This window comes from Leifsonia sp. AG29, assembly GCF_009765225.1.
In the GTDB taxonomy this organism is placed as follows: domain Bacteria; phylum Actinomycetota; class Actinomycetes; order Actinomycetales; family Microbacteriaceae; genus Leifsonia.
The window spans coordinates 3,375,337-3,396,875 of the sequence record NZ_VMSF01000001.1; the positions used below are offsets into that span (position 1 = coordinate 3,375,337).

Below are 21,539 nucleotides of genomic sequence, written 5' to 3' on the forward strand. Positions count from 1 at the left end.
GATTAGCGCTCCTCTCGGAAGTCGACGTGCTTGCGCACGATGGGGTCGTACTTCTTGAGCACGAGGCGGTCGGGGTCGTTGCGGCGGTTCTTCTTGGTCACGTAGGTGTAACCGGTGCCCGCCGTCGAACGGAGCTTGATGATCGGACGGATGTCCTGCTGCTTCGCCATGCTTAGATCTTCTCCCCACGGGCCAGGAGGTCCTTGACCACGGCCTCGATGCCACGGGCGTCGATGACCTTGATGCCCTTGGCGCTCAGGGTCAGGGTGACGTTACGGCGAAGCGACGGAACGTAGTACGTCTTCTTCTGGATGTTCGGGTCGAACCGGCGCTTCGTGCGACGGTGCGAGTGCGAGATGTTGTGACCGAAGCCGGGAACGGCTCCTGTCACCTGGCACACTGCTGCCATTGCTTTCTTCTCCAATACCGTGGGGCCGGAGGGCCCCACCCAAGGTCACTTGTCGGCGCACGAGATCCCCGGCTTTTCAGGGCGGTGGGGGTTTCGTACACGATCTGAGCGGGAGGAGCCCACTCAGCCAAACAACAACTCTACGCCACGACTGCCGACGCGGCCAAATCGTCGTCACGCGAAGCTCCCCGTCCTCGGGCCCCTTTCGCGGTGAGTGCGCTTCGTCGGGACGTCTGCGCCCGCGCGCGCGGGCGCACTCGTCCCATGCCGGCGCAGTCGCTCCTCAGGACGCCGAGCAGTCCGCGCACAGGCCGAAGACGTCGACGACGTGCTGGGCCTGCGTGAAGCCGTGGGCCGCCGCGGCCGACCGGGCCCATTCCTCCACCGCGTCGGCCTCGATCTCGACGGTGAGCCCGCAGTTCCGGCAGATGAGGTGGTGGTGGTGGCCGGTGGTGCAGGCCCGGTACAGGCTCTCGCCGTCGGGGGACTGCAGCGAGTCGGCGTCGCCCTCCGCCGCAAGGTCGGCGAGGGCGCGATAGACCGTCGCCAGGCCGATGGGCGATCCGGACTCGTGAAGGCTGAGGTGCAGCCCCTGCGCGCTGATGAAGCCCTCCGTCGAGGTCAGCGCCTCCCGGACGGCCTCACGCTGCCACGTGTTCCGTTTCACCATCCCAGGCTAGCCGTCCTGTCTCACGAGCGGCCGTGAGGCCGGCTTCCGACCGACGCGGCTCCGCGCGCCCTCGCGTCGCCGGCCGAGCACCCGGCAGACCACGTAGATGAAGAACGAGATGGAGGTCACGTACGGGCTGATCGGCAGCGCACTCCCGACGGCGAGCATGATCCCTCCGACGACGGAGACGAGCGCGAAGCCGACGCTGAGGAGCGGGACCGCCAGCGGCGAGGACGACAACCGCATAGCCGCCGCGGCGGGCGTCACGAGGAGGGAAAGGACCAGCAGCGCACCGACGATCTGGACCGACACGGCGACGGCGAGGCCCAGCAGCACCATGAAGGCGAGCGCGACGAAACGGACGGGGACACCGCGGGAGGCGGCGACATCGGCATCCAGGCTGTCGAACGTGAGCGGCCGCCACATGAGCAGCAGGGCCACGAGCACGATCGCGCCGATGGCGAGCAGCGACCCGAGCTGCGGATCGTCGACCGACACGATCTGGCCGGTGAGGAGGCCGAACTTGTTCGCGCTGCGCCCGGGGTAGAGCGCGAGAGCGAGGATGCCGAGGCCGAGACCGAACGGCATGAGCACGGCGATGATCGAGTTGCGATCGCGGGCGCGCGCGCCCAGCACCCCGATGAGCACCGCGGCGATGAGCGATCCCACCAAGGAGCCCGCCACGACGTTGGCGCCGAAGAGCAGCGCGACGGCGGCGCCGGCGAACGACAGCTCGCTGATCCCGTGGACGGCGAACGCCATGTCGCGCTGCATCACGAAGACTCCGATGAGCCCGCCGACGACGCCGAGGACGGCACCGGCGAAGATCGAGTTTCGCACCAGGGCGAGCAGTTCGCCGTAGTCGGTGAAGTCGAAGAGCTGGGACCAGATGTCGAGGTGGGTCATGCGGCCGGCTCCGGGTGCGCTTCGCGGGTGTGGGCGTGGTGCTCGTGGGTCTCGGCGTCGGGGATGCCCACGACCACGATGCGGCCGCGGCTGCGGATCACCTCGACCGGCGTGCCGTACAGGTCGGTCAGGACGTCGCTGCGCAGGACCTCGTCGGGCGTCCCGGCCCGGAACCGGCCGCCCGCCAGGTAGAGCACGCGATCCACCATGCCGAGCACCGGGTTCACGTCGTGGGTGACGAAGACCACCGCACTGTCGTGCTCACGCCGGCGGCGGTCGATGAGCTCGCTGACGCCGCGCTGGTGCTGGAGGTCGAGGGACAGCAGCGGCTCGTCGCAGAGCAGCAGGGCCGGGTCACCGGCGAGCGCCTGGGCGACGCGGAGGCGCTGCTGCTCACCTCCCGAGAGCGATCCGACCGGTGCGTCGGCGTAGCGTCGCGCGCCGACGGCATCGATGAGCCGCTCGACCTGCTCGCGATCGCCGCGCCGGGGGAGGGGGAGGCCCCACCGGTGACCGTTGACGCCGAGCGCCACCAGATCGCGTGCGCGCAGCGGCGTCCCGGAGGGGATGAGCTTCTGCTGCGGGATGTAGCCGATCCGCCGGTCACCGCGTCGAACCGGGTGCCCGTCGAACTCGATGAGCCCCGAGTCGAGCGCCTGCTGCCCCAGGATCGTGCGGAGGAGGCTGGTCTTTCCCGAGCCGTTCGGACCGAGGACCGCGACGAACTCGCCGGCGTGCACGTCGAGATCGAGGCCGCTCCACAGGGTGCGGTCGCCGAAGCCCAGCGCCGCATCGCGGAGGCGGAGAACCGTGTCCCGAGTCGAGGGCGCCGGAACGACATCCAGGGGTTCGCTCATCCGTGCTTTCCTCCTCCGAGCGCTGCGGCGAGCGCGTCGATGTTGGCGTTCATCCAAGACAGGTAGTCCTTGCCGGCGGGAAGCGTCTCCGTCACGCCCACGACCGGGACGTCGTGGGCCTTCGCGGCGGCCAGCACCCGGGTGGTCTCGGGCCCGCTGGTCTGCTCGTTGTAGGCCAGGAGGCGGACCTCATGCCTGCTGAAGAGATCGAGCGTCTGCTGGAGCACCGCGGGGGACACGTCCGTTCCTCCCTCGATGGCGTGGCTGAACGCGGGCGGGGTCTTGTCCTCGAGCCCGATCGCTTCAAGCAGGTACAGCGGCACGGGTTCAGTGATGGCGACGCCCTCTCCCGCGTGCGCGGCCCTGAGAGCGGAGGCGCGCGCCTCCAGCGCCTGCAGCCCCGCTTCGAAGGCGGCCGCGTTCTTCTGAAACTCGGAGGCGTGGGCCGGATCCTTGGCGCTCAGCGCGGTGACGAGCGCGTCGGCCACCTTCTTCATCGCGCCGAAGTCGTACCAGATGTGCTCATTGAACTCGCCGCCGCTGTCGAGCCCCGAGAGGCGGACCGCGTTCAGGATGGTCCGGGGCTGACGGGGCGGGGTCTTCAGCAGCGCGGTCATGAAGTCGTCGTAGCCCCCGCCGTTCTCGACGACGACGGCCGCCTTCGAGACGGCCAGCTGGTTCTGAGCGCTCGCCTCGAACGAGTGGGGGTCCTGCGCCGGGTCGGCCATCACCGAGACCACGTCGACCGCGTCGCCGCCGATCGTCGACGCGATGTCGCCGTACACGTTCGTGCTGGTCACCACTCGCACCCGTCCGTCCGCTGAACCGCCGGTTCCCGGCGCGCCGGAGCACCCGGCGAGCGCGACAGCGGTCACCGCGGCGACGGCGAGAGCAGTGACCAAGGAGCGGGTCTTCATGAGGGCCTGTCTAAGTCGCGAACGACACGAGGGAGCACTCACGGCCGTGAGCGCGCCTCCACCCTACGGCTTATTGAGAATGATTGTCAAATTCACGGGCTGGGCCCGCCGACGGTCAGTCGAGCAGCAGCGCCGGTTCCTCGATGATGGAGGCGACGTCGGCGAGGAAGCGCGAGGCGACGTCGCCGTCGACCACGCGGTGGTCGAACGAGGCTCCGAGCGTGGTCACGTAGCGCGGACGGACCTCCCCGTCGACCACCCAGGGCTTCTGCTTGATGGTGCCGAGCGCCACGATGCCGACCTCGCCCGGGTTGAGGATCGGAGTGCCGGTGTCCATGCCGAAGACGCCGATGTTGGTGATCGTGATGGTGCCGCCGGCCATGTCGGTGGGCGGCGTCTTGCCGTCGCGGGCGGTGAGGGTGAGCTGCTCGAGCGCCTTGGCGAGCTCGAGCAGGGTCATGCTCTGCGCCTCCTTGATGTTCGGCACGATGAGACCGCGCGGCGTAGCGGCCGCGATGCCGAGGTTCACGTAGTGGCGGACGATGATCTCCTCGTCCGTCCACGACGAGTTCACGGTCGGGTTGCGGCGCACCGCCCAGATGATCGCCTTGGCCATGATGAGCAGCGGCGACACCTTGACCCCGCCGAAGTCGGCCGAGTTCTTGAGCCGCTTCACGAACTCCATGGTGCGCGTGGCGTCCACGTCGACGAAGAGGCTGACGTGAGGTGCACTGAACGCGCTCGACGCCATCGCGGTGGCGATCGCCTTGCGGACGCCCTTGACGGGGATGCGGTCCTCGCGGTCGTCGGGCCATTCGGGCGTCTGGATGTTGCGGAAGACCGTGGCCTGCGACGCCTCGCGGAGGACGTCATCCCGGGTGACGTCGCCGATCGGGCCCGTCGGCGTCACCACGCTCAGGTCGACGCCGAGGTCTTTCGCCAGCTTGCGGATCGGCGGCTTGGCGATCACGGGACCGCCCACCGGGGTCGCCGCGGCCGCGGGCGCCGCAGCGGGAGGAGCGGGGTGCGCGGCCGCCGCGGGGGCGGGTGCCGCCGGCGCGATGGAACCGCTGAAAGCGACCGGGATGGAGGCGGTGCCCGGGTGGCTCGCACGGCGACGGCGGCTGGCCCCGTGCCCCGCCGCGCCGTAGCCGACCAGCACCGCGCCCTGCTTCGGCTCATCGGCCTCGTGCGAGACGGTCGCTGCAGCATCGGCCTCGATCTGCTCGGCCTCCCCGACCGGCGCGGACGGCGTCGCGTCGCCCCCATCGGCGACCGTGAAGATGGGCGTCCCGACCTCCACGGTCTGACCCTCGGTCACGAGGAGCTCGGTCACCGTGCCCTCGAACGGCGACGGCAGCTCGACCAGCGACTTGGCGGTCTCGATCTCGACGATCACCTGGTTGACGGCGACCGGGTCGCCCGGGGCGACCTTCCACGCGACGATCTCGGCCTCGGTGAGACCCTCGCCCACGTCGGGCAGGAGGAACTGGGACTCGCTCATTGCGGCTTCTCTCTGTACTGCGTCTGTGTTGGGCGTCTGGCGCGGTGCGCCGAGCGCATGGCCGCGTCCAGGCTGGGCTGCCTCAGTAGGCGATGGCGCGGTCAACCGCCTCCAGGATGCGGTCGGCGTCGGGGAGGTAGATGTCCTCGAGCTTGGCCGGCGGGAAGGGGATGTCGAAGCCCGTGACCCGAAGCACCGGCGCCTCCAGCGAATAGAACGCCTGCTCGGAGACCCGCGCTGCGAGCTCGGAGGCGACGCTCACCGTGCCGGGCGCCTCCTGCGCGACCACGAGGCGTCCGGTCTTGCGCACCGACTCCACCACCGGGCCGACGTCGAGCGGAGAGATCGACCGCAGGTCGATGACCTCGAGGCTCCGTCCCTCCTCGGCGGCGATCTCGGCGGCGCGCAGGGCGACGCTGACCATGCCCGCCCACGCCACGACGGTCGCGTCGGTGCCGGTGCGGACCACGCGGCTGGCGTGGAGCGGGGTGGGGTTCTCGAGCGTGTCGACTTCGCCCTTGGGCCAGTAGCGGCTCATCGGCTCGAAGAAGATCACCGGGTCGTCCGAGCGGATCGCCTCCTGGATCATCCAGTAGGCGTCGTGCGGGGTGGACGGGGCGACCACGCGGAGACCCGGCGTGTGCGCGAAGTACGCCTCGGGCGCCTCCTGGTGGTGCTCGACGGCGCCGATGTGGCCGCCGTGGGGGATGCGGACGACGATCGGGAACCGGACACCGCCGCGGTGCCGGTTGGCCAGCTTGGCCAGCTGCGTCGTGATCTGGTCGAAACCCGGGAAGACGAAGCCGTTGAACTGGATCTCGACGACCGGGCGGTACCCGCGCATCGCGAGGCCGATGGCCGAGCCGATGATGCCCGCCTCGGCGAGCGGGGTGTCGAGCACGCGCTTCGGCCCGAACTCCTTCTGCAGGCCCTCGGTCACCCGGAAGACGCCGCCGAGCGGGCCGATGTCCTCGCCGAGGAGGAGGACCTTCGGGTCGTCCGCGAGAGCGCGACGGAGCCCGGCGTTCAGGGCCTTCACCATGGGGAGGGACTGCACGCGCGGCTCCGGCGCGGCAGGCTCGGACGCTTCGTCGGCCGGCTCCTCGGCATCAGCGCTCGCGGGGAGGACCTCGGATTCGGCGTCAGCACGCTCCTGCGCCTCCGCCGCCGCGTCCTCGATCGCGAACTCGCGCGTCCACTCCTGCTCGGCCACGTGCTCCTCGAGCACGCGGGAGCCGGGGTCGCTCTCGACGATCTCGACGACGTCGATCGCCTGGGTGTCCGCAAGCGGCTCGCGGGGGTGCTCCTCGCCTCCCTCGATCAGTTCGGCCTCCACGTACTCGGCCTCGCTCCTGACATCGCTCATGCGTCACCTCCGAAGGACGCCTCGTACTCGGCCAGCCAGCGCTGCTGCGCCTCGACGTCCGGGTGCGGCTCACTGTAGACGTGCTCGAACATGGAGGCGATCGGCGGCGGGCCCAGCTCGAGCGTGCGCCGGCGCACGTCCGCGGCCAGGTCGGCCCCCTCCTCCTCGGCGCTGTCGAAGAACGCGTGACCGACGCCCTGCTCCTCGAGGAACACTCGGAACCGGAGAATCGGGTCGCGGTCGGCCCAGTAAGCCAGCTCGTCGTCGGAGCGGTACTTGCTGGGGTCGTCGCTCGAGGTGTGCGCGCCCATGCGGTACGTGAGCGCCTCGATCATGCTCGGGCCCTCGCCCGACCGCGCGTCGTCGAGGTGCTTCGCCGTGACGGCGTAGGCCGCCAGCACATCGTTGCCGTCGATCTGAACGCCCGGGATGCCGAAGCCGCTCGAACGCAGATACAGGGGTGTGCGCGACTGCGTCGACACCGGCACCGAGATTGCCCAGTGGTTGTTCTGGAGGAAGAAGACGAGGGGGCTCTGGTAGCTCGCGGCGAAGACGAAGGCCTCGCTCACGTCGCCCTGACTGGTCGCGCCGTCGCCGAAGTAGACCATGACGGCCTCGTCGACCTCGGGATCGCCCGTACCGACCTTGCCGTCGAACGCGACACCCATGGCGTACCCGGTGGCGTGGAGGGTCTGCGACCCGATCACCAGCGTGTACAGGTGGAAGTTGTTGACGGCGGCATCGGTCGGGTCCCACCCGCCGCCGTGGTTGACGCCGCGCAGCATCGCGAGGATGCCGACCGGGTCGATCCCGCGGACCAGACCGACGGCGTGCTCCCGGTACGACGGGAAGAGATTGTCCTGGGGGCGCGCGGCGAAGGCGGAGCCGACCTGGGCGCCCTCCTGGCCGTGACTCGGAACCCACAGGCCGAGCTGACCCTGGCGCTGCAGATTGGCCCCCTCGCGGTCGAGCGCGCGCACGCGCACCATCTCGCGGTAGAAGCGGCGGTAGTCGTTCTCGTCCAGCCGCTCGAGGTAGGGGAGGTACTCGCCGGCCGTCTCGCTCGGCTGGAACCGGCCGTCCGCCGTGAGCAGCTGGACCGTGTTCGCCGGGCGCGGGTTCTCGTTCGTCGCAGCCACCGTACTAACCTAACCGCTTGCCGGGGTGCCCATTTGGTAGGTTCCGGACAACATCACCCGCCACCGCCAGGAGCTTCTCGACAGATTCTTCCTCGCCGACGCTGATCCGGATGCCCTCCGGCGGGAACGCGCGCACCGTCAGGCCCGCGTCGAAGAACGCGTCGTTGGCCGCCTCCGTCTGCTCGCCGGTCGCCAGCCAGACGAAGTTGCCCTGCGCCTGAGGAACGTTCCAGCCCTGCTCGATGAGGGCGTCGCGCAGCCGGTCGCGGCGCATCGCCACCCGCGCGACCCGCTCCATGAGCTCGTCCTCGGCGTCGATCGACGCGAGCGCCGCGACCCGGGAGGCGTCGGTCACCGAGAGCGGGATCGCCGCCGACCGCGCGGCGTTCAGCACCCGCGCGGGACCCACGGCGTAGCCGATCCGCAGTGCAGCCAGCCCGTACGCCTTCGAGAACGTGCGGAGCACGACGAGGTTCGGATAGCGGTGGAGCAGCGGAATGCCGTCGACGGCGCCGTCGACCGTGACGAACTCGTAGTACGCCTCGTCGAGGAGCACGAGGATCTCCGGCGGGACCTGCGTCATGAACTGCTCGAACTCGGCGGCCGTGACGATCGGGCCGGTCGGGTTGTTCGGCGAGCAGACGATCACGACGCGGGTGCGCTCGGTGAGGGCGTCGGCCATCGCGAGGAGGTCGTGCCCGCCGTCGGGCCGGTTCGGCACCGGCACGCTGGTGGCGCCGGCGACGGTGACGAGACCCGGGTAGGCCTCGAACGAGCGCCACGAGTAGACGACCTCGTCGCCCCTGTGCGCCGCGGCCGAGATGAGCTGGGCGAGCAGGGCGACGGAGCCGCTGCCGAGGTGGACCTGGTCGATCCCGACGCCGTGGCGCTCGGCGAGGCGTGCGCGGAGGTCTGCACCCGTGGCGTCGGGGTAGCGATTGAGTCCGCGGAGGGTCGCGGTCACCGCCTCCACCACCGAGGGCAGCGGCGGATAGGGGTTCTCGTTGCTGGAGAGCTTGAAGCCGTCCGCCGGTGCCGGGCGCCCCTGCCGGTAGGCGGGGACCGCCTCGATCTCGGGCCGCAGCCTCACGCCGGACGCGTCGTCGGAAGTCACAGACCCAACTTAGCCGCGGGCCCATGCCCGCGGGAGAATTCTCGGGCACAGGGCAGCGCTCTCGGGTCTAGGAGGGACGGCCCCCGGTTTGGCAGGATGAGGGCATGCGCTTCCTGCTCAAGGTGATCGTCAACGCCGTCGCGTTGTGGCTCACGACCCTCATCGTGTCCGGCGTCTCCGTGCAGCCTTATTCCTCCGGCGCCGCCGCCGCCGTCCTCACCTACCTGCTCGTGGCCCTGATCTTCGGCGTCGTCAACGCGATCATCGGGACGGTCATCCGGATCGTGGCGATCCCGCTCTACATCCTGACGCTCGGGCTGATCTCGCTTGTGATCAACGCCCTCCTGTTGCTCATCGTCTCGTGGATCAGCGGCCTGATCGGCTTCGGCCTGCACGTGGACGGGTTCTGGCCGGGGGTCCTCGGCGCGCTGGTGCTCGGCATCATCGCGTGGCTGCTCGACCTCCTGCTGCGCCCCTTCACCCGCCGCTCGTGAGCGCGCGGACGCGCGCGTGCGGGAGAATGGGCGGGTAACCACCCGGACCATCCCCGCGAGGAGACCCATGACCGCCCTGCCTCCCCAGCCGCTCAGCCCTCTGGACGGACGCTACCGTTCCGCGGTCCTCGGTCTCGGCGATCACCTGTCGGAGGCGGGTCTCAACCGGGCGCGCGTGCAGGTCGAGGTCGAATGGCTCATCTACCTCACCGAGCACCGGATGTTCGGGTCGTCCCCGCTCACCGCAGAGCAGGTCCGCGCGCTGCGTGCGCTGGCCGAGGAGTTCGGCCAGCCCGAGATCGACCGGCTCGCCGAGCTGGAGGCGACCACCAAGCACGACGTGAAGGCGGTCGAGTACCTCGTCCGGGAGCGGCTGCACGCCCTCGGGCTCGACCGTATCGCCGAGCTGACCCACTTCGCGGCCACCAGCGAAGACATCAACAACCTCTCCTACGCGCTGACCGTCAGCGCGGCCATGGGACAGGTCTGGCTCCCCAAGTTCCGCGCGGTGATCTCCGAGCTGGAGGCGCAGGCCCGCCAGTACCGCGACGACGCCATGCTCGCCCGCACTCACGGCCAGCCGGCGACGCCGACGACCATGGGCAAGGAGATCGCGGTCTTCGCGCACCGGCTGAAGCGCATCCTGGCCCAGATCGAGCAGGGCGACCACCTCGGCAAGTTCAGCGGCGCGACCGGCACGTTCGCCGCCCACCTCGTGGCCGACCCCGACACCGACTGGCCGCGCGTCTCGCGCGAGTTCGTCGAACGTCTCGGCCTGGACTGGAACCCGCTGACCACCCAGATCGAGTCCCACGACTGGCAGGCCGAGCTCTACTCGCGCATCTCGCACGCCAACCGCATCCTCCACAACCTGTGCACCGACATCTGGACGTACATCTCGCTCGGATACTTCCGCCAGGTGCCCGAGCCGGGCGCGACGGGTTCGTCGACCATGCCGCACAAGGTCAACCCGATCCGGTTCGAGAACGCGGAGGCGAACCTCGAGCTGTCGAGCGCGGTGCTCGACTCGCTCGCCTCCACTCTCGTCACGAGCCGCCTCCAGCGCGACCTCACGGACTCGACGACGCAGCGCAATATCGGCGTCGGTCTCGGCCACTCCCTGCTCGCGCTCGACAACATCGAGCGGGGCCTCGGCCAGATCTCGCTCGACCGGGAGGCGCTGGCCGCCGACCTCGACGCCAACTGGGAGGTGCTCGCGGAGGCCATCCAGACGGTCATCCGCGCCGAGGTCACGGCGGGGCGCTCCTCCATCTCGGACCCGTACGCGCTGCTCAAGGAGCTCACGCGGGGCAAGCGCGTCGATCATGCCGCCCTCATCGCGTTCGTGGACGGGCTCGAGATCGGCCAGGCGGCCAAGAACCGGCTGCTCGAGCTCACCCCGGCGGGATACGTGGGACTCGCGTCGGAGCTCGTCGACCTGCTCTGAGCACGGAGGCGCGGGGCCGTCGCCGACCCGGCGGCGTCCCTGACCGGAGGGGCGTCAGTGACCGCGCGGGCGGTCGCCGCCGTCGGCCTGGCGGCGCTTCTCCTCCTCGGTGGCGTCCTGCTCGTGCAGGTCGTCGACCTCGGCGGCGGTGGGCTTGAACGCGAGCGCGAAGAGCGCGAGCAGGACGAGCGACAGGATGAACGTCACGCCGAGGGCGACTCCCGCCAGGATGAACTCGCGGGTGGCGATGAGCACGATGAGCCCGACGAACACGCCGAGTCCGAGGGAGATGCCGAGCAGCTCGGTGGGAAGGAACCGGTCGCGCCGGCTGGGCTGGAGGTTCTGGGTCACACGGGGGTCTTTCTTGTCGCGATCGGTCACGATCCGCTCTCCGCTTCGCGAGGCTCGTCGGCGCGGGCCGTGGACCGCAGCGACACGGCGCCGATGGCCTGGAAGACCCCGACGACGACCGCCCACGCTCCGAACAGCCCGATCGCGAGCACCGCGTCGGCCGGCGCGATGAGCAGGGCGAGCGCCAGCACGGCGGTGATCGCCCCGGTGATGAGCCAGTCGCGGGCGGCGGCCACCCGGCCCCGGCCCCGGATGCCGCAGTAGAGCTCGAGGAAGCCGGTGAGCGCTGCCCAGACCGTCACGAGATAGAGGAACAGGCCGAGGCCGCCGGAGAGGAGGGCGAGGGCGACCGCGCCGGCGACGATGCCGATGGCGCCCTGGACGACGAAGAGGGTCCGGGTGATTCCCGTGCCGCCGAAGAACGCGCTGAGGACGCCGGTCGCGAGGCCGTCGGCGACCGCGAAGGCCCCGAAGACGACGAGCCCGAATTCGGGCGTGTGGGTGTCTCGCGTGAACGTCACGACCGCCGCCGTGGCGAGCGCGATGACCGCGCGCACGGCGGGAACGACCCAGTACCGGTTCGGAGCGGGAAGGCTCGGGGTCCGGGCGGGAACGGCGGCTGCCATTCGGCGACCTCTTTCATGCAGGATTCGCTCCCCAGTCTAGTCGGGGGGTTCCTGCGCGTTCGCCGGGGAGGCGCTGCTACGCCTCCCGGACGCCTCGCCTCGGCGGCACGTCGGACTGCGCCCACGCGACCACCCCGGCGATCGCGCCGAGTGCGAGCAGGAAGGCGCCGGTCGGGGTGATCGACGCCGCCGACGGATGCTGGGAGAGCGCGGCGGAGAGAATGCCCGCGACCGCGCCGGCTGTCGCCACGGTCGCGAAGAAGTACGAGAGGGTCCGCGCGACTCCCGTGCTGAGGGCCCCACGGAGCATCAGCGCCACCGCGGCGATCAACCAGGTGGCCGCGATCGGGAGCATGAGGAAGACGGAGGGATCGCCGGCGAGGAGCACGGTCGGAGCGGCGTAGACGACGCCCGCAGCGACGGTGAGGGCGGCGCCGATGCTCACCGCGGTTGCGAAACGCCTCCCCTCGGTGGGCGCGTCCTGGAGCGCCGGCAGCATCGCCGTCCAGCTGAACAGGAGCGCGAAGCCAACAACCGCGACGGCCAGCACGCCCGCGCTCTGAACCAGCGGGAGGAGGGACACATCCATGGCTCCCAGTGAACCCCCGGATCGCCGCAGGCACGTCATCCCAGCGGATGATTCGGCCTGCGGCGACCTCGGGCGCCCGTGGCGGCTCAGCGAAGGGTGTCCTGCCGCGCCTGCGCCCGCTCCTCCTTCGCCGCCGCCTCGGCGAGCGCGGCTTCGCCCAGACCGGCGGTGCCGACTGCCTCCGTGTCGCCCGCGTCGCCGCGCGCGTCGGCCGACAGCGTCGTCTCGTCGAAGGCGAGATCACCGCGGAGCACCCGCCGGGCGCGGGCCGCATCGAACTGGCGCGTCCAGCTGCCGACGAGGATCGCCGCCACGGCATTGCCGGTGAAGTTGGTGACGGCGCGACCCTCGGACATGAACCGGTCGATGCCGACGATGACGCCGACGCCGTTCACGAGGTCGGGACGGTACGCCTGGAGGCCCCCGGCCAAGGTCGCGAGGCCCGCGCCGGTGACCCCGGCCGCACCCTTCGAGGCGATGATCATGAACACCAGCAGCCCGATCTGCTCGGGGATCGACATCGGCTGCCCCATTCCGCGGGCGATGAACAGGGAGGCCATGGTGAGGTAGATCGCCGTCCCGTCGAGGTTGAAGGAGTACCCGGTGGGGACGGTGATGCCGACGACCGGCTTCGAGACCCCGAGGTGCTCGAGCTTCGCCATCAACCGGGGGAGCGCCGACTCGGACGAGGACGTGCCCACGATGAGCAGGTACTCCCGCCCGAGGTAGGAGATGAGCCGGAAGATGTTGATGCGCGTGACGGCGAGCAGCAGCATCCCGAGGACGCCGACGACGAAGACGAAGCACGTGACGTAGAAGGCGACCATGAGCAGACCGAGGCTCCAGATCGCGGAGGCACCCGTGTTGCCGACAACAGCGGCGATCGCCCCGAACGCGCCGATCGGCGCGAGCCACAGGATCATGCCGAGGACCCGGAAGACCAGGGCTTGGAGGTGCTTCACGGCGTTCATGATGCCCTCGCCGGTCCTGCCCATCTTCTGCACGGCGAAGCCGACGAGAAGGGCGATGAAGAGCACCTGGAGGACGCTCCCCTCGGTGAACGCCGAGAAGAAGGAGGTGGGGATGATCCCGAGGATGAAGTCGGACGTGGACGTGGACTCGGCGGCCGCCTTGTACGTCGAATGCGCCATGTCGAGGCCATCGCCGGGGTGGATGAGGTTGCCGACGACGAGGCCGATGGCGAGGGCGACGGTCGACATCACGAGGAAGTAGACGAGCGCGAGACCGCCCACCTTCCCGACCGTCGCCGCCTTCGCGATGGAGCCGACCCCCACCACGATGGTGCAGAAGATGATCGGCGCGATCATCATGTGGATCAACGCCACGAAGCCCTCGCCGAGGGGCTTGAGCGCCACGCCCGCTTCGGGCCAGACCAGCCCGACCACAGCGCCCAGGATCACCGCGGCGATGACCGAGAGATAGAGCCACGTGTGCTTGTCCCATGCGCGTTTGCCGCGTCGCCAGTCGTGGCCGGGCAGCCGGAATGATGTCGTACGGGTCGAGAGAGCCATCGTCGCCTCCTGGGGAACGTCACTGTTCGTCGGCCCTCGCGTCGCGGAAGGCCTCCCTCAGCATCACGCCGGCCGTCGGTCGGGCCGGGGTTGCGGTCGTATTGGTCTCGGGATCCCGCCCGGACTTCTGGCACGCTGGGAGGGCTATGACTCACCGACGAGGATCGACCAGTGCGGCATCGCGCGTGTTCGCCGCCCTGGTCGCCGTGGGGCTCGTGGCAGCCCTGCTGACGGCCGTCCTCCTCGTCCTCGACGCCCAGCGCGCCACGCGCGCCGAAGCCGAACGCGTCACCAAGGCCGTGTCGGAGACGCTCGCCGCCATGCCGGAGGTCCGTCGCGGCCTCGCCTCGGGCAGCGGAGCGACGGCCGCGCTGCAACCGGTGACCGAGCGCGTGACCTCGGCGGCGGGAGTCGATTTCATCACGGTCATGACCCCCTCCGGTGTCCGCGTGACCCACCGGGACCCCTCGCAGATCGGCAAGCGCTACCTCGGCACGATCCCCGATCGTCCGGAGGAGCGCACGGAGGAGTTCACCGGCACCCTGGGTCCGTCGATCCGGACCATCGCACCCGTGCTCGACGCCGGACGGCTGCTCGGCTGGGTCTCCACCGGGGTGACGGTGCAGAGCATCGGCAGCTCCCTCCTCGGGAGGCTTCCGTTCGCCATCGGCATCGCCCTCGCGGTCATGGGCGCCGGGGTCGCGGCGGCCCTCGTGGTCCGGCGGCTGACGCGCCGGGTGACCGGAGACCTCCCCGCTCGCGACGTCCGCGACGCGGTCTCGTCGTACGAGTCGATCCGGACGCTGGGGGAGGCGCTCCGCGCGCAGTCGCACGAGCACGGGAACCGCATGCACACCGCAGTCGCACTCATCGAGCTCGGTCGCACCGAGGAGGCGATCGACATCCTCACTCAGACCTCGCAGCAGAACCAGGCGCTGGTGGATCAGGTCACCGCCGCGCGCGCCGGGGACCCGACCGTCGGAGCGCTCCTCCTCGGCAAGGCGGCACAAGCCGCTGAGCGCGGTGTGGAGTGGGAGGCGCGGCTCGACCCAGGGGTTCCCCGCTCGCCGCTCTCGCCCGTCGACGCCGTCTCGGTCGTCGGCAACCTGATCGACAACGCGCTCGACGCGGCCGCAGCGGGACCGGAGCCGCGCTGGGTCAGGTTCGACCTGTCGGCCGGCGAGGCGGGCACGGTGGTCATCTCCGTCGCCGACAGCGGGAGGGGCGTCCCCGACGCTCTGAAGGACCGCGTGTTCGATCGGGGTTTCTCCACCAAGCCCGCCGACACGGTCGGCCGCGGCGTAGGCCTCCCGCTCGTGCGCGCCATCGTGGAGGCGGCGGGCGGCTCGGTCACCCTGTCCTCGGCTCCGACGACGTTCCGGGTCACGCTGCCCGGCCGGAGCGGCGCATGATCGGCGTGCTCCTCGTCGATGACGAGGCACTGACCCTCGAACTCCACCGGCGGTACGTCGAGCGCGTGGGGGGCTTCCGAGTCGTCGCAGAGTGCGCGAGCGCGCGAGCAGCCCTCACGGCACTCCTGGAGGCGCCTCCGGCGCGGCGGATCGATCTGGTGCTCCTCGACATGACGATGCCCGACGGGACCGGCCTCGACGTCCTCAGGCACCTTCGCGCCCGCGCCTCCGACGTCGACGTGATCGCCATCACAGCTGTGCGCGACGCCGAGATCGTCCACCAGATGGCCGCCCTCGGAGTCGTCCAGTACCTCGTCAAGCCGTTCTCCTTCGCCGTCTTCCGGGAACGGCTCGAGCAGTACCGCCAGTACCGGGAACGATCCGGCTCGACCGCCGGGGCACCGACGCAGGAGGAGATCGACGCTCTCCTCGGGGCTCGACGCCCCGCCGTCACCCTCTCCCTCCCGAAGGGACTGGCACCGGCCACGCTCGATCGCATCCGCGAGACGGTGCGGGAGCGCGGTGGGCTGTCCGCGTCCGAGGTAGCAGCACTGCTCGGCATGTCGCGAGTGGCCGCGCGCCGGTACCTCGAGTACCTGGCTGACGCCGGGCGCGTAACCCGTGAGCCCCGTTACGGCGCACCGGGGCGCCCCGAGACGGAGTACCGCTGGCGCTGAGGGCTGATCGCGGCCCGGCGCCTACGCGCTCAGGCGCGGGTAGTCGGTGTATCCCTCGGCGCCGGACCCGTAGAACGTCGCCGGGTCGGGCTGGTTCTCCGGGTGCGCACCCTTCCAGCGCTCGACGAGGTCGGGATTCGCGATGGCGAGACGGCCGACGGCCACAGCATCCGCGTGCGCATTCTCGACCAGCGTGATGGCCTCGTCGCGCGTGGTGACCGTACCGAATCCACTGTTCACGATGAACGCGCCGCCGAAGCGCTCGCGAAGGTCCTGAACCAGTGCACCGGTGGGGTCGCTGTGCAGCACGCTCACGTAGGCGAGGCCGAGCGGCGCGAGTCCGTCGACCACGGCCTCGTAGGTGGCGGTGGCATCGGCGACGTCGGTCTCGAACACATCCTGGATGTTGTGCATCGGCGACAGGCGGATGCCCACGCGTCCGGCGCCCACGGCCTCGGCGATCGCTGTGGTCACCTCGACGACGAAGCGGGCGCGAGCCTCCGGGCTTCCGCCGTACTGGTCGTCGCGGACGTTGGACACCGGCGAGAGGAACTGGTGGAGGAGGTAGCCGTTGGCGCTGTGCACCTCCACTCCATCGAGTCCCGCGGCGATGGCGTTCTTCGCGGCCGTCACGAACTCGTCGCGGACGGTCGCGAGCTCCTCCGTGGTGAGGGCGTGCGGGACGGGGTAGGCGACCTTACCGGTGGCGGTGTGCGTCTCCCCGTCGATCGCGACGGCACTCGGGGCGACGATGCGGTCCGTCCCGGTGATCTGGGGATGCGAGACGCGGCCGCTGTGCATGAGCTGCATGACGATGCGGCCGCCCTGGGCGTGCACCGCGTCGGCGACGGCGCGCCAGCCGGCGATCTGCTCCTCCGTGACGATGCCCGGCTGTCCGGGGTACGCGCGCGACTCGTGACTCGGGTAGGTGCCCTCGGAGATGATCAGGCCCACGCTGGCTCGCTGCGCGTAGTGCTCCGCCACCATCGGCCCCGGAACGCCGGCTTCGCCCGACCGCATGCGGGTGAGCGGCGCCATGACGACACGGTTGGGAAGGTGGAGGTCTCCGAGCGAGACCGGAGAGAACAGATCCATCGAGGGCATGCCTTTCGGTTGTGGGACGCGATCGGGCCAGTCGGAGCGCGGTCGACGCGCTCATGCAGAGTGGCCCCTGAGGGCGAACAGCCCCGGGCTCCGGCCTATTCCGAACCGTTCAGCGCGATCATGCTCATCCTGCGAGCGATGCCGTGTGGTACCAACAGGCACCGGAAAGGTGGGTCAGGCTCCCGGTGTCGGCGCTATCGCGGGACTCGTCCGGCGGCTGCTCCCATTACAGACTGCCCGCCGGCGTCGTCGCCTTTGGGGTTGGCCAGCGTGGTGGAGCATGCTCGCAAGGATCGGTCTCAATCAATCGGGGGAGCGGACCATCCGTTCGATCGTGTTCCAGTTCCGGGTAGTGACGCCAACCTTCGTAGCCTTCTCGATCAGAGGGCCTGCAGTCCCGGGTCGCCCACCGACGAGCCTGGTGGTGCTGAACACGTCTGCTCCTACTGCGGCGAACACGGTGACGTCCTGGCGCCTGCCCACCACCGGAAGCTGTCCATTCCAGGGGCGTTCGGATGGAAGGAACGTCACACACCTCTCGTGGACAGCCGTGGAGTCGACGCCGGCGAACGGCCCCGATTCCACGAGATCAGCGAGATGCTCGACCGTGCGAATGAAGATCGGCTCCCTGCGGCCCAGCACCTTCTCGATGCAATCTTCCACTCGCGACGCGAACGTCGCGTCTAAGGGATCCGCGATCTCAAACGTCACGTTCCCGGTCGTGAGGTAGGAACGCGTGCCCGTGGCTCCGGCCTCGTCGAAAGCGCGCAGCAAGACGTCACGAGTGAGGCCATTGCGCCCCACCATGATGTTCCGGACAAACCCGGCAGCACGACCCATACCATCAGCATGCCAGCAGCCGGGCGGGCTCCCCAGTTCTATGTGGCGCGGGAGTCCCGAGACGGGGCGAGGTCCGAAAAACCGTTGCGCCGCAAAGCAAGCGCGACGATGCCAGCAGTTAGCTGGACGGCTGATTCCCATGTACCTGTCCCGCAAAAGGCCCGGTGAAGGGGCGTCAAACGCTACAGATGCGCGACTCGCCATAAGGTCGCGAGCGCTCTTCATCGGTCGATGCAGCACGAGGTCGGGCGACAGAACCCGCCGCTTAGATTGTCCACGACACGAAAAGAGACAAACTTCGTGGCGGGGAGACAATCTACGGCGACGGTCGACATCAGCGCATCGAGTAGTTGATGATCAACCCGAGCGTGGAGAAGAACAGCCAAACGTCGATGGCGACGAACGCGATCGACAGGGTCGCGATTCCGAGCACCACCACTATGAGTTCTGCGATCCGTGCCGACCAGGACCGGCCGGTCAGCGTCGCTTGGCGGAGCGCTTGCGCGCGGAGCATCCTCCCGGAGGTGGCGAACGGTAGCGCCATCGCGATCAGGAGCAGACCCCACTGCCAGCGGCCGTCCCCGCAGAACAAGAGAATGATCCCGGTAACCGCGAACGCTGCGCCGATGAAGAGTTGCCCGTGCCCTGCCCACCAGATTGCGCGCGGGAAGTTCTGCAGCTCTGGGGGCGGGGTGCGCCGCCACCAGCGGACAGGCTTCGCTGTCGTGTCGGTCATCGTCGCACCCATCGGATGACTAAGAGCCCGGCGCGGGAGAGGCGCACCCAGTAGGCCACATTTGCGATGAGCAGGACTGGCATCCCCAGACCGGACGCCCACACGCGGGACGGCTCCGGCAGCAGGTTGAGCGCTGCCATCACTGCGCAGAAGAGGTACCCGAACACGGCGACGCCTGTGACACCGACGGTCATATCCCGGCGCTGAGCGGTTTCGTCCTCGCGCGGCTCAGCCACCCGGAGAAGCAGCGTCACTAGCCTCCGGCGGAAGACCAGGATCAGCGTGGTCACCAGGAGCAGCCAGATGATGTTCAGGAACGGGAAGCCGGCGCCGCTCATTGCGTGGCTCCGGTGGGCCGCGCGTTGATGATGGCGCGGGGTTCGTCCGGCCAGCCGAGCCATCCGCGGACGTCCATTTCGTATCGAGTTCCGAGGCGGAGCGAGCGTCCGAGCGTTTCCGCTTCCTGCTCGTCGAGCCCGCCGCCGCCTCCGGTGACTTGCAGGTGGCCGCAGGTGGTGGTGTCGATGTCGTAGACGGTGCCGAGGTACCCGGACTTGCCGTACGTGTCGTGGTGGCTGTTGCCGGTGATGACGCACACCAGATCCGACCGCGTGCCCCACCAGATGTTCGATGCGATGGCGTCCGCGGTGAGCCCGACGAAGGTCAGGCCGAGGCAGGTGAGGGCGAAGATCATCGTGATCATGCTGAGCTTCCGACCCACGGTTTCGTGTTCCGACCGGACCAGCGTCCTCCAGGCAACGACGCCTCGAACTGCTCGGGTGTCCGCTTGTCCAACGGCACCGTCTCGAACCCGGTCTGCAACCGGTCCGCGAGCGACTTACGAGGCATCCGCTTCTCCTAGCACCGAGTGGTGCCGCCCATTCCGTTAGAGGTCTGACAGCCCACTGCTCCGCCGCTGCCGCCGACACTTCCTCCACCCACGTTCCCGCCGAGGGGCGGGCGCGAGGAAGGCGCTCCGCCTTGTGACGATTCTCCGGAGGATCCCGACTGGGACGACCCTGACCCCGACGACCCAGACGAGGAGCGTGACGCGGCCGCGTCGCGGGCGGCTTGCTCCGCCGCGGCTTGCTGTGCGGCTTCTGCTGCAGCTTGTGCCACGGCGGCGGCCTGCGATTCCCCGACGCTCTTTCCTTTGGCGACGTAGTCGGTGAGCGCGGCGATCAGCGCGGACGCATCCGGCGTTTTCGCGCCGCTGGCGCTGTTGACGGTCGTGGCCTGCGCTGCGAACGCATCCCGGACAGCTGCGTCGGCGAGCGGCCCCGCGGCGAGCACCGCCGCAGACGCGGTCCCTGCGCTCATCCCGACGCTGCTCAACGCGGCCGTGACCGCGTCAGATTGACCGGACAGGAGAGTGTCAGAGGTCCTGTTGCGGAGCGCGAGGTCCTGGTTACGGGCCAGCTCGGTCCTCGCAGCCTTCACCGCCGCCTCCACCGCGCCGAGCGACTCATCCTTGGGCTTCGCGGGCCCGGCTGTCAGGACCGCAATGTCCTTGCGCGCCGCGGTTCCCGCAAGCTGTTCCACCGCGCCGGACAGGTTCTTCCGTGACTGCTCGTCCACGAGACCGGTCACCGCGTCGACGAGCGGGCGGACCGATCCGACCAGCTTCGAAGCGGACGCCCGGTCAGCGGTCAACAACTTCACAACTGCCTGGTCGGTACGGTACGAGGCCGCCAACGATGAGTTCACCGACGCGAGCTGCTGCTGTGCCTGTCCGGTCGCGTACGCGATACTGCCCCACACACCGGCACCAGCCAGAACGAGCGCGCCAGCCGCGGCCGACGCGGCCACGACCCTCGTCTTACGCTTCATGAAGGGCCTCCGGGTGCGGTGGGGATACGGACGGGGCGATGCGATAGTGCTCCGGGGTCGTCCCAGCGCTCCTCAAAGTCGCTTAACCGGGGCCCCTTCCCGTAGAACACCCTGTCCGCGGTACTGATTGGAGCGGTCCAACCGCCCGCGGATGGGTACCCCCAGATCAGGGTGCGCCGGCCTGAAAGGAGTGCGTGGTCCGTTCGCGTTTGCTGCGACACGGGACTGCGTCTGCCAAAGCGCGGCTCTCCAGGAGGTCAGGACCGGATACCCTCCTGTCATGCCGGATCTCGACACCGCGGAATGGCCGCCTGCCCCGATCCGCACCGAGCGCCTGCTCCTGCGCGCATCGAAGGTGTCGGACCGTGCGCCCATGATCGAGTTGCGCAGCGCGCCAGAAGCGCACGAATTCCTCGGAGGCCCGCACTCTCGCGCTGAGCTGGACCGAGTCATGCCTGAGATCCCGGGGAACCGGCCCGGCTTCTTTGTCATCGAACGTGACGACGCCTTCGCTGGCTTCGTCACGATCGAGCCGCGTGACGCTGCGCGCCCGGGGCGTATCCGTGCCGGTGCACCGGTGGCTGAGCTCGCCTACATGCTGCTGCCTTCAGCGTGGGGCCACGGTTACGCGACGGAGGCTTGCGCAGCCGTGATGAAGTGGTTCGTGTCGGAGTTCCCCGGGGAACCGCTAGTCGTGTCGACTCAGGTCGCGAACGCCGCGTCGATGCGTGTCGCTGTGAAGCTCGGGTTCGCGGAGGTCGAGCGCCATGAAGAATGGGGCGCTGAGCAGTGGTTTGGGGGTTGGGTTCCGGCGGCGCCGCGTTAGCTCGTGAGTTGACGCCGCGACGAGCGAGCGCATCGGCGGCAGCCCGCTGCCGAACCGCTGTCTGCCGGTTCGCTACCTCGCCGTCGCCGATGCGTTACTCCGGGTGTCGTCGTGTCGGCAGCTCGACACAGCCCGGGACTGCGTGGGACCTCGCCAGTCGCCGGCGAAAGCTCCGGCTAGGTGTCGTGAGCCT

25 protein-coding genes are annotated in these 21,539 nt (G+C 69.7%); 5 read left to right on the plus strand and 20 right to left on the minus strand.

Translation table 11 applies throughout. The annotated features are described in order from the left end of the window. Positions 1 to 2 precede the first annotated feature (2 nt). The 10 genes from rpmG to FPT20_RS16325 form a co-directional block, all read right to left on the minus strand. Positions 3 to 170 (minus strand): 50S ribosomal protein L33, encoded by a 168-nt coding sequence (rpmG, locus tag FPT20_RS16280; protein WP_055922173.1) that lies wholly within the window; start codon positions 168 to 170, stop codon positions 3 to 5. Positions 171 to 172: 2 nt separating this feature from the next. Then, the gene (gene rpmB, locus FPT20_RS16285; protein WP_121263096.1) at positions 173 to 409 is read right to left on the minus strand and encodes a 50S ribosomal protein L28; all 237 of its coding nucleotides are present in this window, start codon (positions 407 to 409) and stop codon (positions 173 to 175) included. Positions 410 to 692: 283 nt separating this feature from the next. Continuing rightward, positions 693 to 1,079: a Fur family transcriptional regulator gene (locus tag FPT20_RS16290; protein ID WP_158867227.1), complete on the minus strand. Its 387-nt coding sequence runs from the start codon at positions 1,077 to 1,079 to the stop codon at positions 693 to 695. 6 nt (positions 1,080 to 1,085) lie between these two features. Continuing rightward, complete coding sequence (locus tag FPT20_RS16295) at positions 1,086 to 1,985, minus strand: metal ABC transporter permease (protein ID WP_158867229.1); 900 nt, start codon at positions 1,983 to 1,985, stop codon at positions 1,086 to 1,088. After that, positions 1,982 to 2,842, minus strand: a complete 861-nt coding sequence (locus FPT20_RS16300; RefSeq protein WP_158867231.1) for a metal ABC transporter ATP-binding protein — start codon at positions 2,840 to 2,842, stop codon at positions 1,982 to 1,984. The genes FPT20_RS16295 and FPT20_RS16300 overlap by 4 nt, the downstream gene beginning before the upstream one ends. Further along, the gene (locus FPT20_RS16305) at positions 2,839 to 3,759 is read right to left on the minus strand and encodes a metal ABC transporter solute-binding protein, Zn/Mn family (protein ID WP_158867233.1); all 921 of its coding nucleotides are present in this window, start codon (positions 3,757 to 3,759) and stop codon (positions 2,839 to 2,841) included. The genes FPT20_RS16300 and FPT20_RS16305 overlap by 4 nt, the downstream gene beginning before the upstream one ends. Positions 3,760 to 3,874: 115 nt before the next feature. Then, positions 3,875 to 5,263 (minus strand): dihydrolipoamide acetyltransferase family protein, encoded by a 1,389-nt coding sequence (locus FPT20_RS16310; RefSeq protein ID WP_158867235.1) that lies wholly within the window; start codon positions 5,261 to 5,263, stop codon positions 3,875 to 3,877. An 82-nt stretch (positions 5,264 to 5,345) separates the two neighbouring features. Then, the gene (locus tag FPT20_RS16315) at positions 5,346 to 6,305 is read right to left on the minus strand and encodes an alpha-ketoacid dehydrogenase subunit beta (protein ID WP_199246060.1); all 960 of its coding nucleotides are present in this window, start codon (positions 6,303 to 6,305) and stop codon (positions 5,346 to 5,348) included. 320 nt (positions 6,306 to 6,625) lie between these two features. Further along, positions 6,626 to 7,768 (minus strand): thiamine pyrophosphate-dependent dehydrogenase E1 component subunit alpha, encoded by a 1,143-nt coding sequence (locus FPT20_RS16320; protein ID WP_158867239.1) that lies wholly within the window; start codon positions 7,766 to 7,768, stop codon positions 6,626 to 6,628. Between the two features lie 4 nt (positions 7,769 to 7,772). Next, on the minus strand, positions 7,773 to 8,882 hold the full coding sequence (locus tag FPT20_RS16325) for a histidinol-phosphate transaminase (protein ID WP_233265581.1): 1,110 nt from the start codon (positions 8,880 to 8,882) through the stop codon (positions 7,773 to 7,775). Between the two features lie 104 nt (positions 8,883 to 8,986). Between FPT20_RS16325 and FPT20_RS16330 the strand changes: the two genes are divergently transcribed. Together FPT20_RS16330 and purB are read left to right on the plus strand one after the other, a co-directional pair. Beyond that, entirely contained in the window at positions 8,987 to 9,376 is a 390-nt protein-coding gene (locus FPT20_RS16330; RefSeq protein ID WP_158867241.1) for a phage holin family protein, read from the plus strand. Positions 9,377 to 9,443: 67 nt separating this feature from the next. Next, complete coding sequence (gene purB / locus FPT20_RS16335; RefSeq protein WP_158867243.1) at positions 9,444 to 10,823, plus strand: adenylosuccinate lyase; 1,380 nt, start codon at positions 9,444 to 9,446, stop codon at positions 10,821 to 10,823. A 54-nt stretch (positions 10,824 to 10,877) separates the two neighbouring features. Here purB and FPT20_RS16340 read toward each other — a convergent pair whose 3' ends face one another. The 4 genes from FPT20_RS16340 to FPT20_RS16355 all read right to left on the minus strand — a co-directional run bounded on the left by FPT20_RS16340 (position 10,878) and on the right by FPT20_RS16355 (position 13,921). Then, a complete protein-coding gene (locus FPT20_RS16340) occupies positions 10,878 to 11,204 on the minus strand; it encodes a hypothetical protein (RefSeq protein WP_233265582.1) in 327 nt (108 codons plus the stop codon). Next, the gene (locus FPT20_RS16345) at positions 11,201 to 11,800 is read right to left on the minus strand and encodes a hypothetical protein (protein WP_158867245.1); all 600 of its coding nucleotides are present in this window, start codon (positions 11,798 to 11,800) and stop codon (positions 11,201 to 11,203) included. The genes FPT20_RS16340 and FPT20_RS16345 overlap by 4 nt, the downstream gene beginning before the upstream one ends. A gap of 76 nt (positions 11,801 to 11,876) precedes the next feature. Next, positions 11,877 to 12,389: a hypothetical protein gene (locus FPT20_RS16350; protein WP_158867247.1), complete on the minus strand. Its 513-nt coding sequence runs from the start codon at positions 12,387 to 12,389 to the stop codon at positions 11,877 to 11,879. Positions 12,390 to 12,475: 86 nt separating this feature from the next. Then, positions 12,476 to 13,921, minus strand: a complete 1,446-nt coding sequence (locus FPT20_RS16355; protein ID WP_158867249.1) for a cation:dicarboxylate symporter family transporter — start codon at positions 13,919 to 13,921, stop codon at positions 12,476 to 12,478. Positions 13,922 to 14,067: 146 nt separating this feature from the next. Here FPT20_RS16355 and FPT20_RS16360 point away from each other — a divergent pair, with 146 nt between their 5' ends. Both FPT20_RS16360 and FPT20_RS16365 read left to right on the plus strand, forming a co-directional pair. Continuing rightward, entirely contained in the window at positions 14,068 to 15,333 is a 1,266-nt protein-coding gene (locus FPT20_RS16360) for a sensor histidine kinase (RefSeq protein WP_158867251.1), read from the plus strand. Beyond that, positions 15,330 to 16,010: a response regulator gene (locus tag FPT20_RS16365; RefSeq protein WP_158867253.1), complete on the plus strand. Its 681-nt coding sequence runs from the start codon at positions 15,330 to 15,332 to the stop codon at positions 16,008 to 16,010. The genes FPT20_RS16360 and FPT20_RS16365 overlap by 4 nt, the downstream gene beginning before the upstream one ends. A 21-nt stretch (positions 16,011 to 16,031) precedes the next feature. Here the strand turns inward: FPT20_RS16365 and FPT20_RS16370 are convergent, their stop codons facing one another. The 6 genes from FPT20_RS16370 to FPT20_RS16395 all read right to left on the minus strand — a co-directional run bounded on the left by FPT20_RS16370 (position 16,032) and on the right by FPT20_RS16395 (position 20,520). Then, entirely contained in the window at positions 16,032 to 17,105 is a 1,074-nt protein-coding gene (locus FPT20_RS16370) for an alkene reductase (RefSeq protein WP_158867255.1), read from the minus strand. Between the two features lie 312 nt (positions 17,106 to 17,417). Continuing rightward, positions 17,418 to 17,954: a DUF1697 domain-containing protein gene (locus FPT20_RS16375; protein ID WP_158867257.1), complete on the minus strand. Its 537-nt coding sequence runs from the start codon at positions 17,952 to 17,954 to the stop codon at positions 17,418 to 17,420. A 334-nt stretch (positions 17,955 to 18,288) separates the two neighbouring features. Then, positions 18,289 to 18,690, minus strand: a complete 402-nt coding sequence (locus FPT20_RS16380) for a hypothetical protein (protein WP_158867259.1) — start codon at positions 18,688 to 18,690, stop codon at positions 18,289 to 18,291. Then, positions 18,687 to 19,028: a hypothetical protein gene (locus FPT20_RS16385; RefSeq protein ID WP_158867261.1), complete on the minus strand. Its 342-nt coding sequence runs from the start codon at positions 19,026 to 19,028 to the stop codon at positions 18,687 to 18,689. Before FPT20_RS16385 ends, FPT20_RS16380 begins: the two co-directional genes overlap by 4 nt. Beyond that, positions 19,025 to 19,393: a hypothetical protein gene (locus FPT20_RS16390; protein WP_158867263.1), complete on the minus strand. Its 369-nt coding sequence runs from the start codon at positions 19,391 to 19,393 to the stop codon at positions 19,025 to 19,027. Before FPT20_RS16390 ends, FPT20_RS16385 begins: the two co-directional genes overlap by 4 nt. Positions 19,394 to 19,548: 155 nt before the next feature. Further along, the gene (locus tag FPT20_RS16395; RefSeq protein WP_158867265.1) at positions 19,549 to 20,520 is read right to left on the minus strand and encodes a hypothetical protein; all 972 of its coding nucleotides are present in this window, start codon (positions 20,518 to 20,520) and stop codon (positions 19,549 to 19,551) included. A 280-nt stretch (positions 20,521 to 20,800) separates the two neighbouring features. On the opposite strand from FPT20_RS16395, the gene FPT20_RS16400 reads away from it, so the two are divergent. Beyond that, on the plus strand, positions 20,801 to 21,346 hold the full coding sequence (locus FPT20_RS16400) for a GNAT family N-acetyltransferase (protein WP_158867267.1): 546 nt from the start codon (positions 20,801 to 20,803) through the stop codon (positions 21,344 to 21,346). Positions 21,347 to 21,539 lie beyond the last annotated feature (193 nt).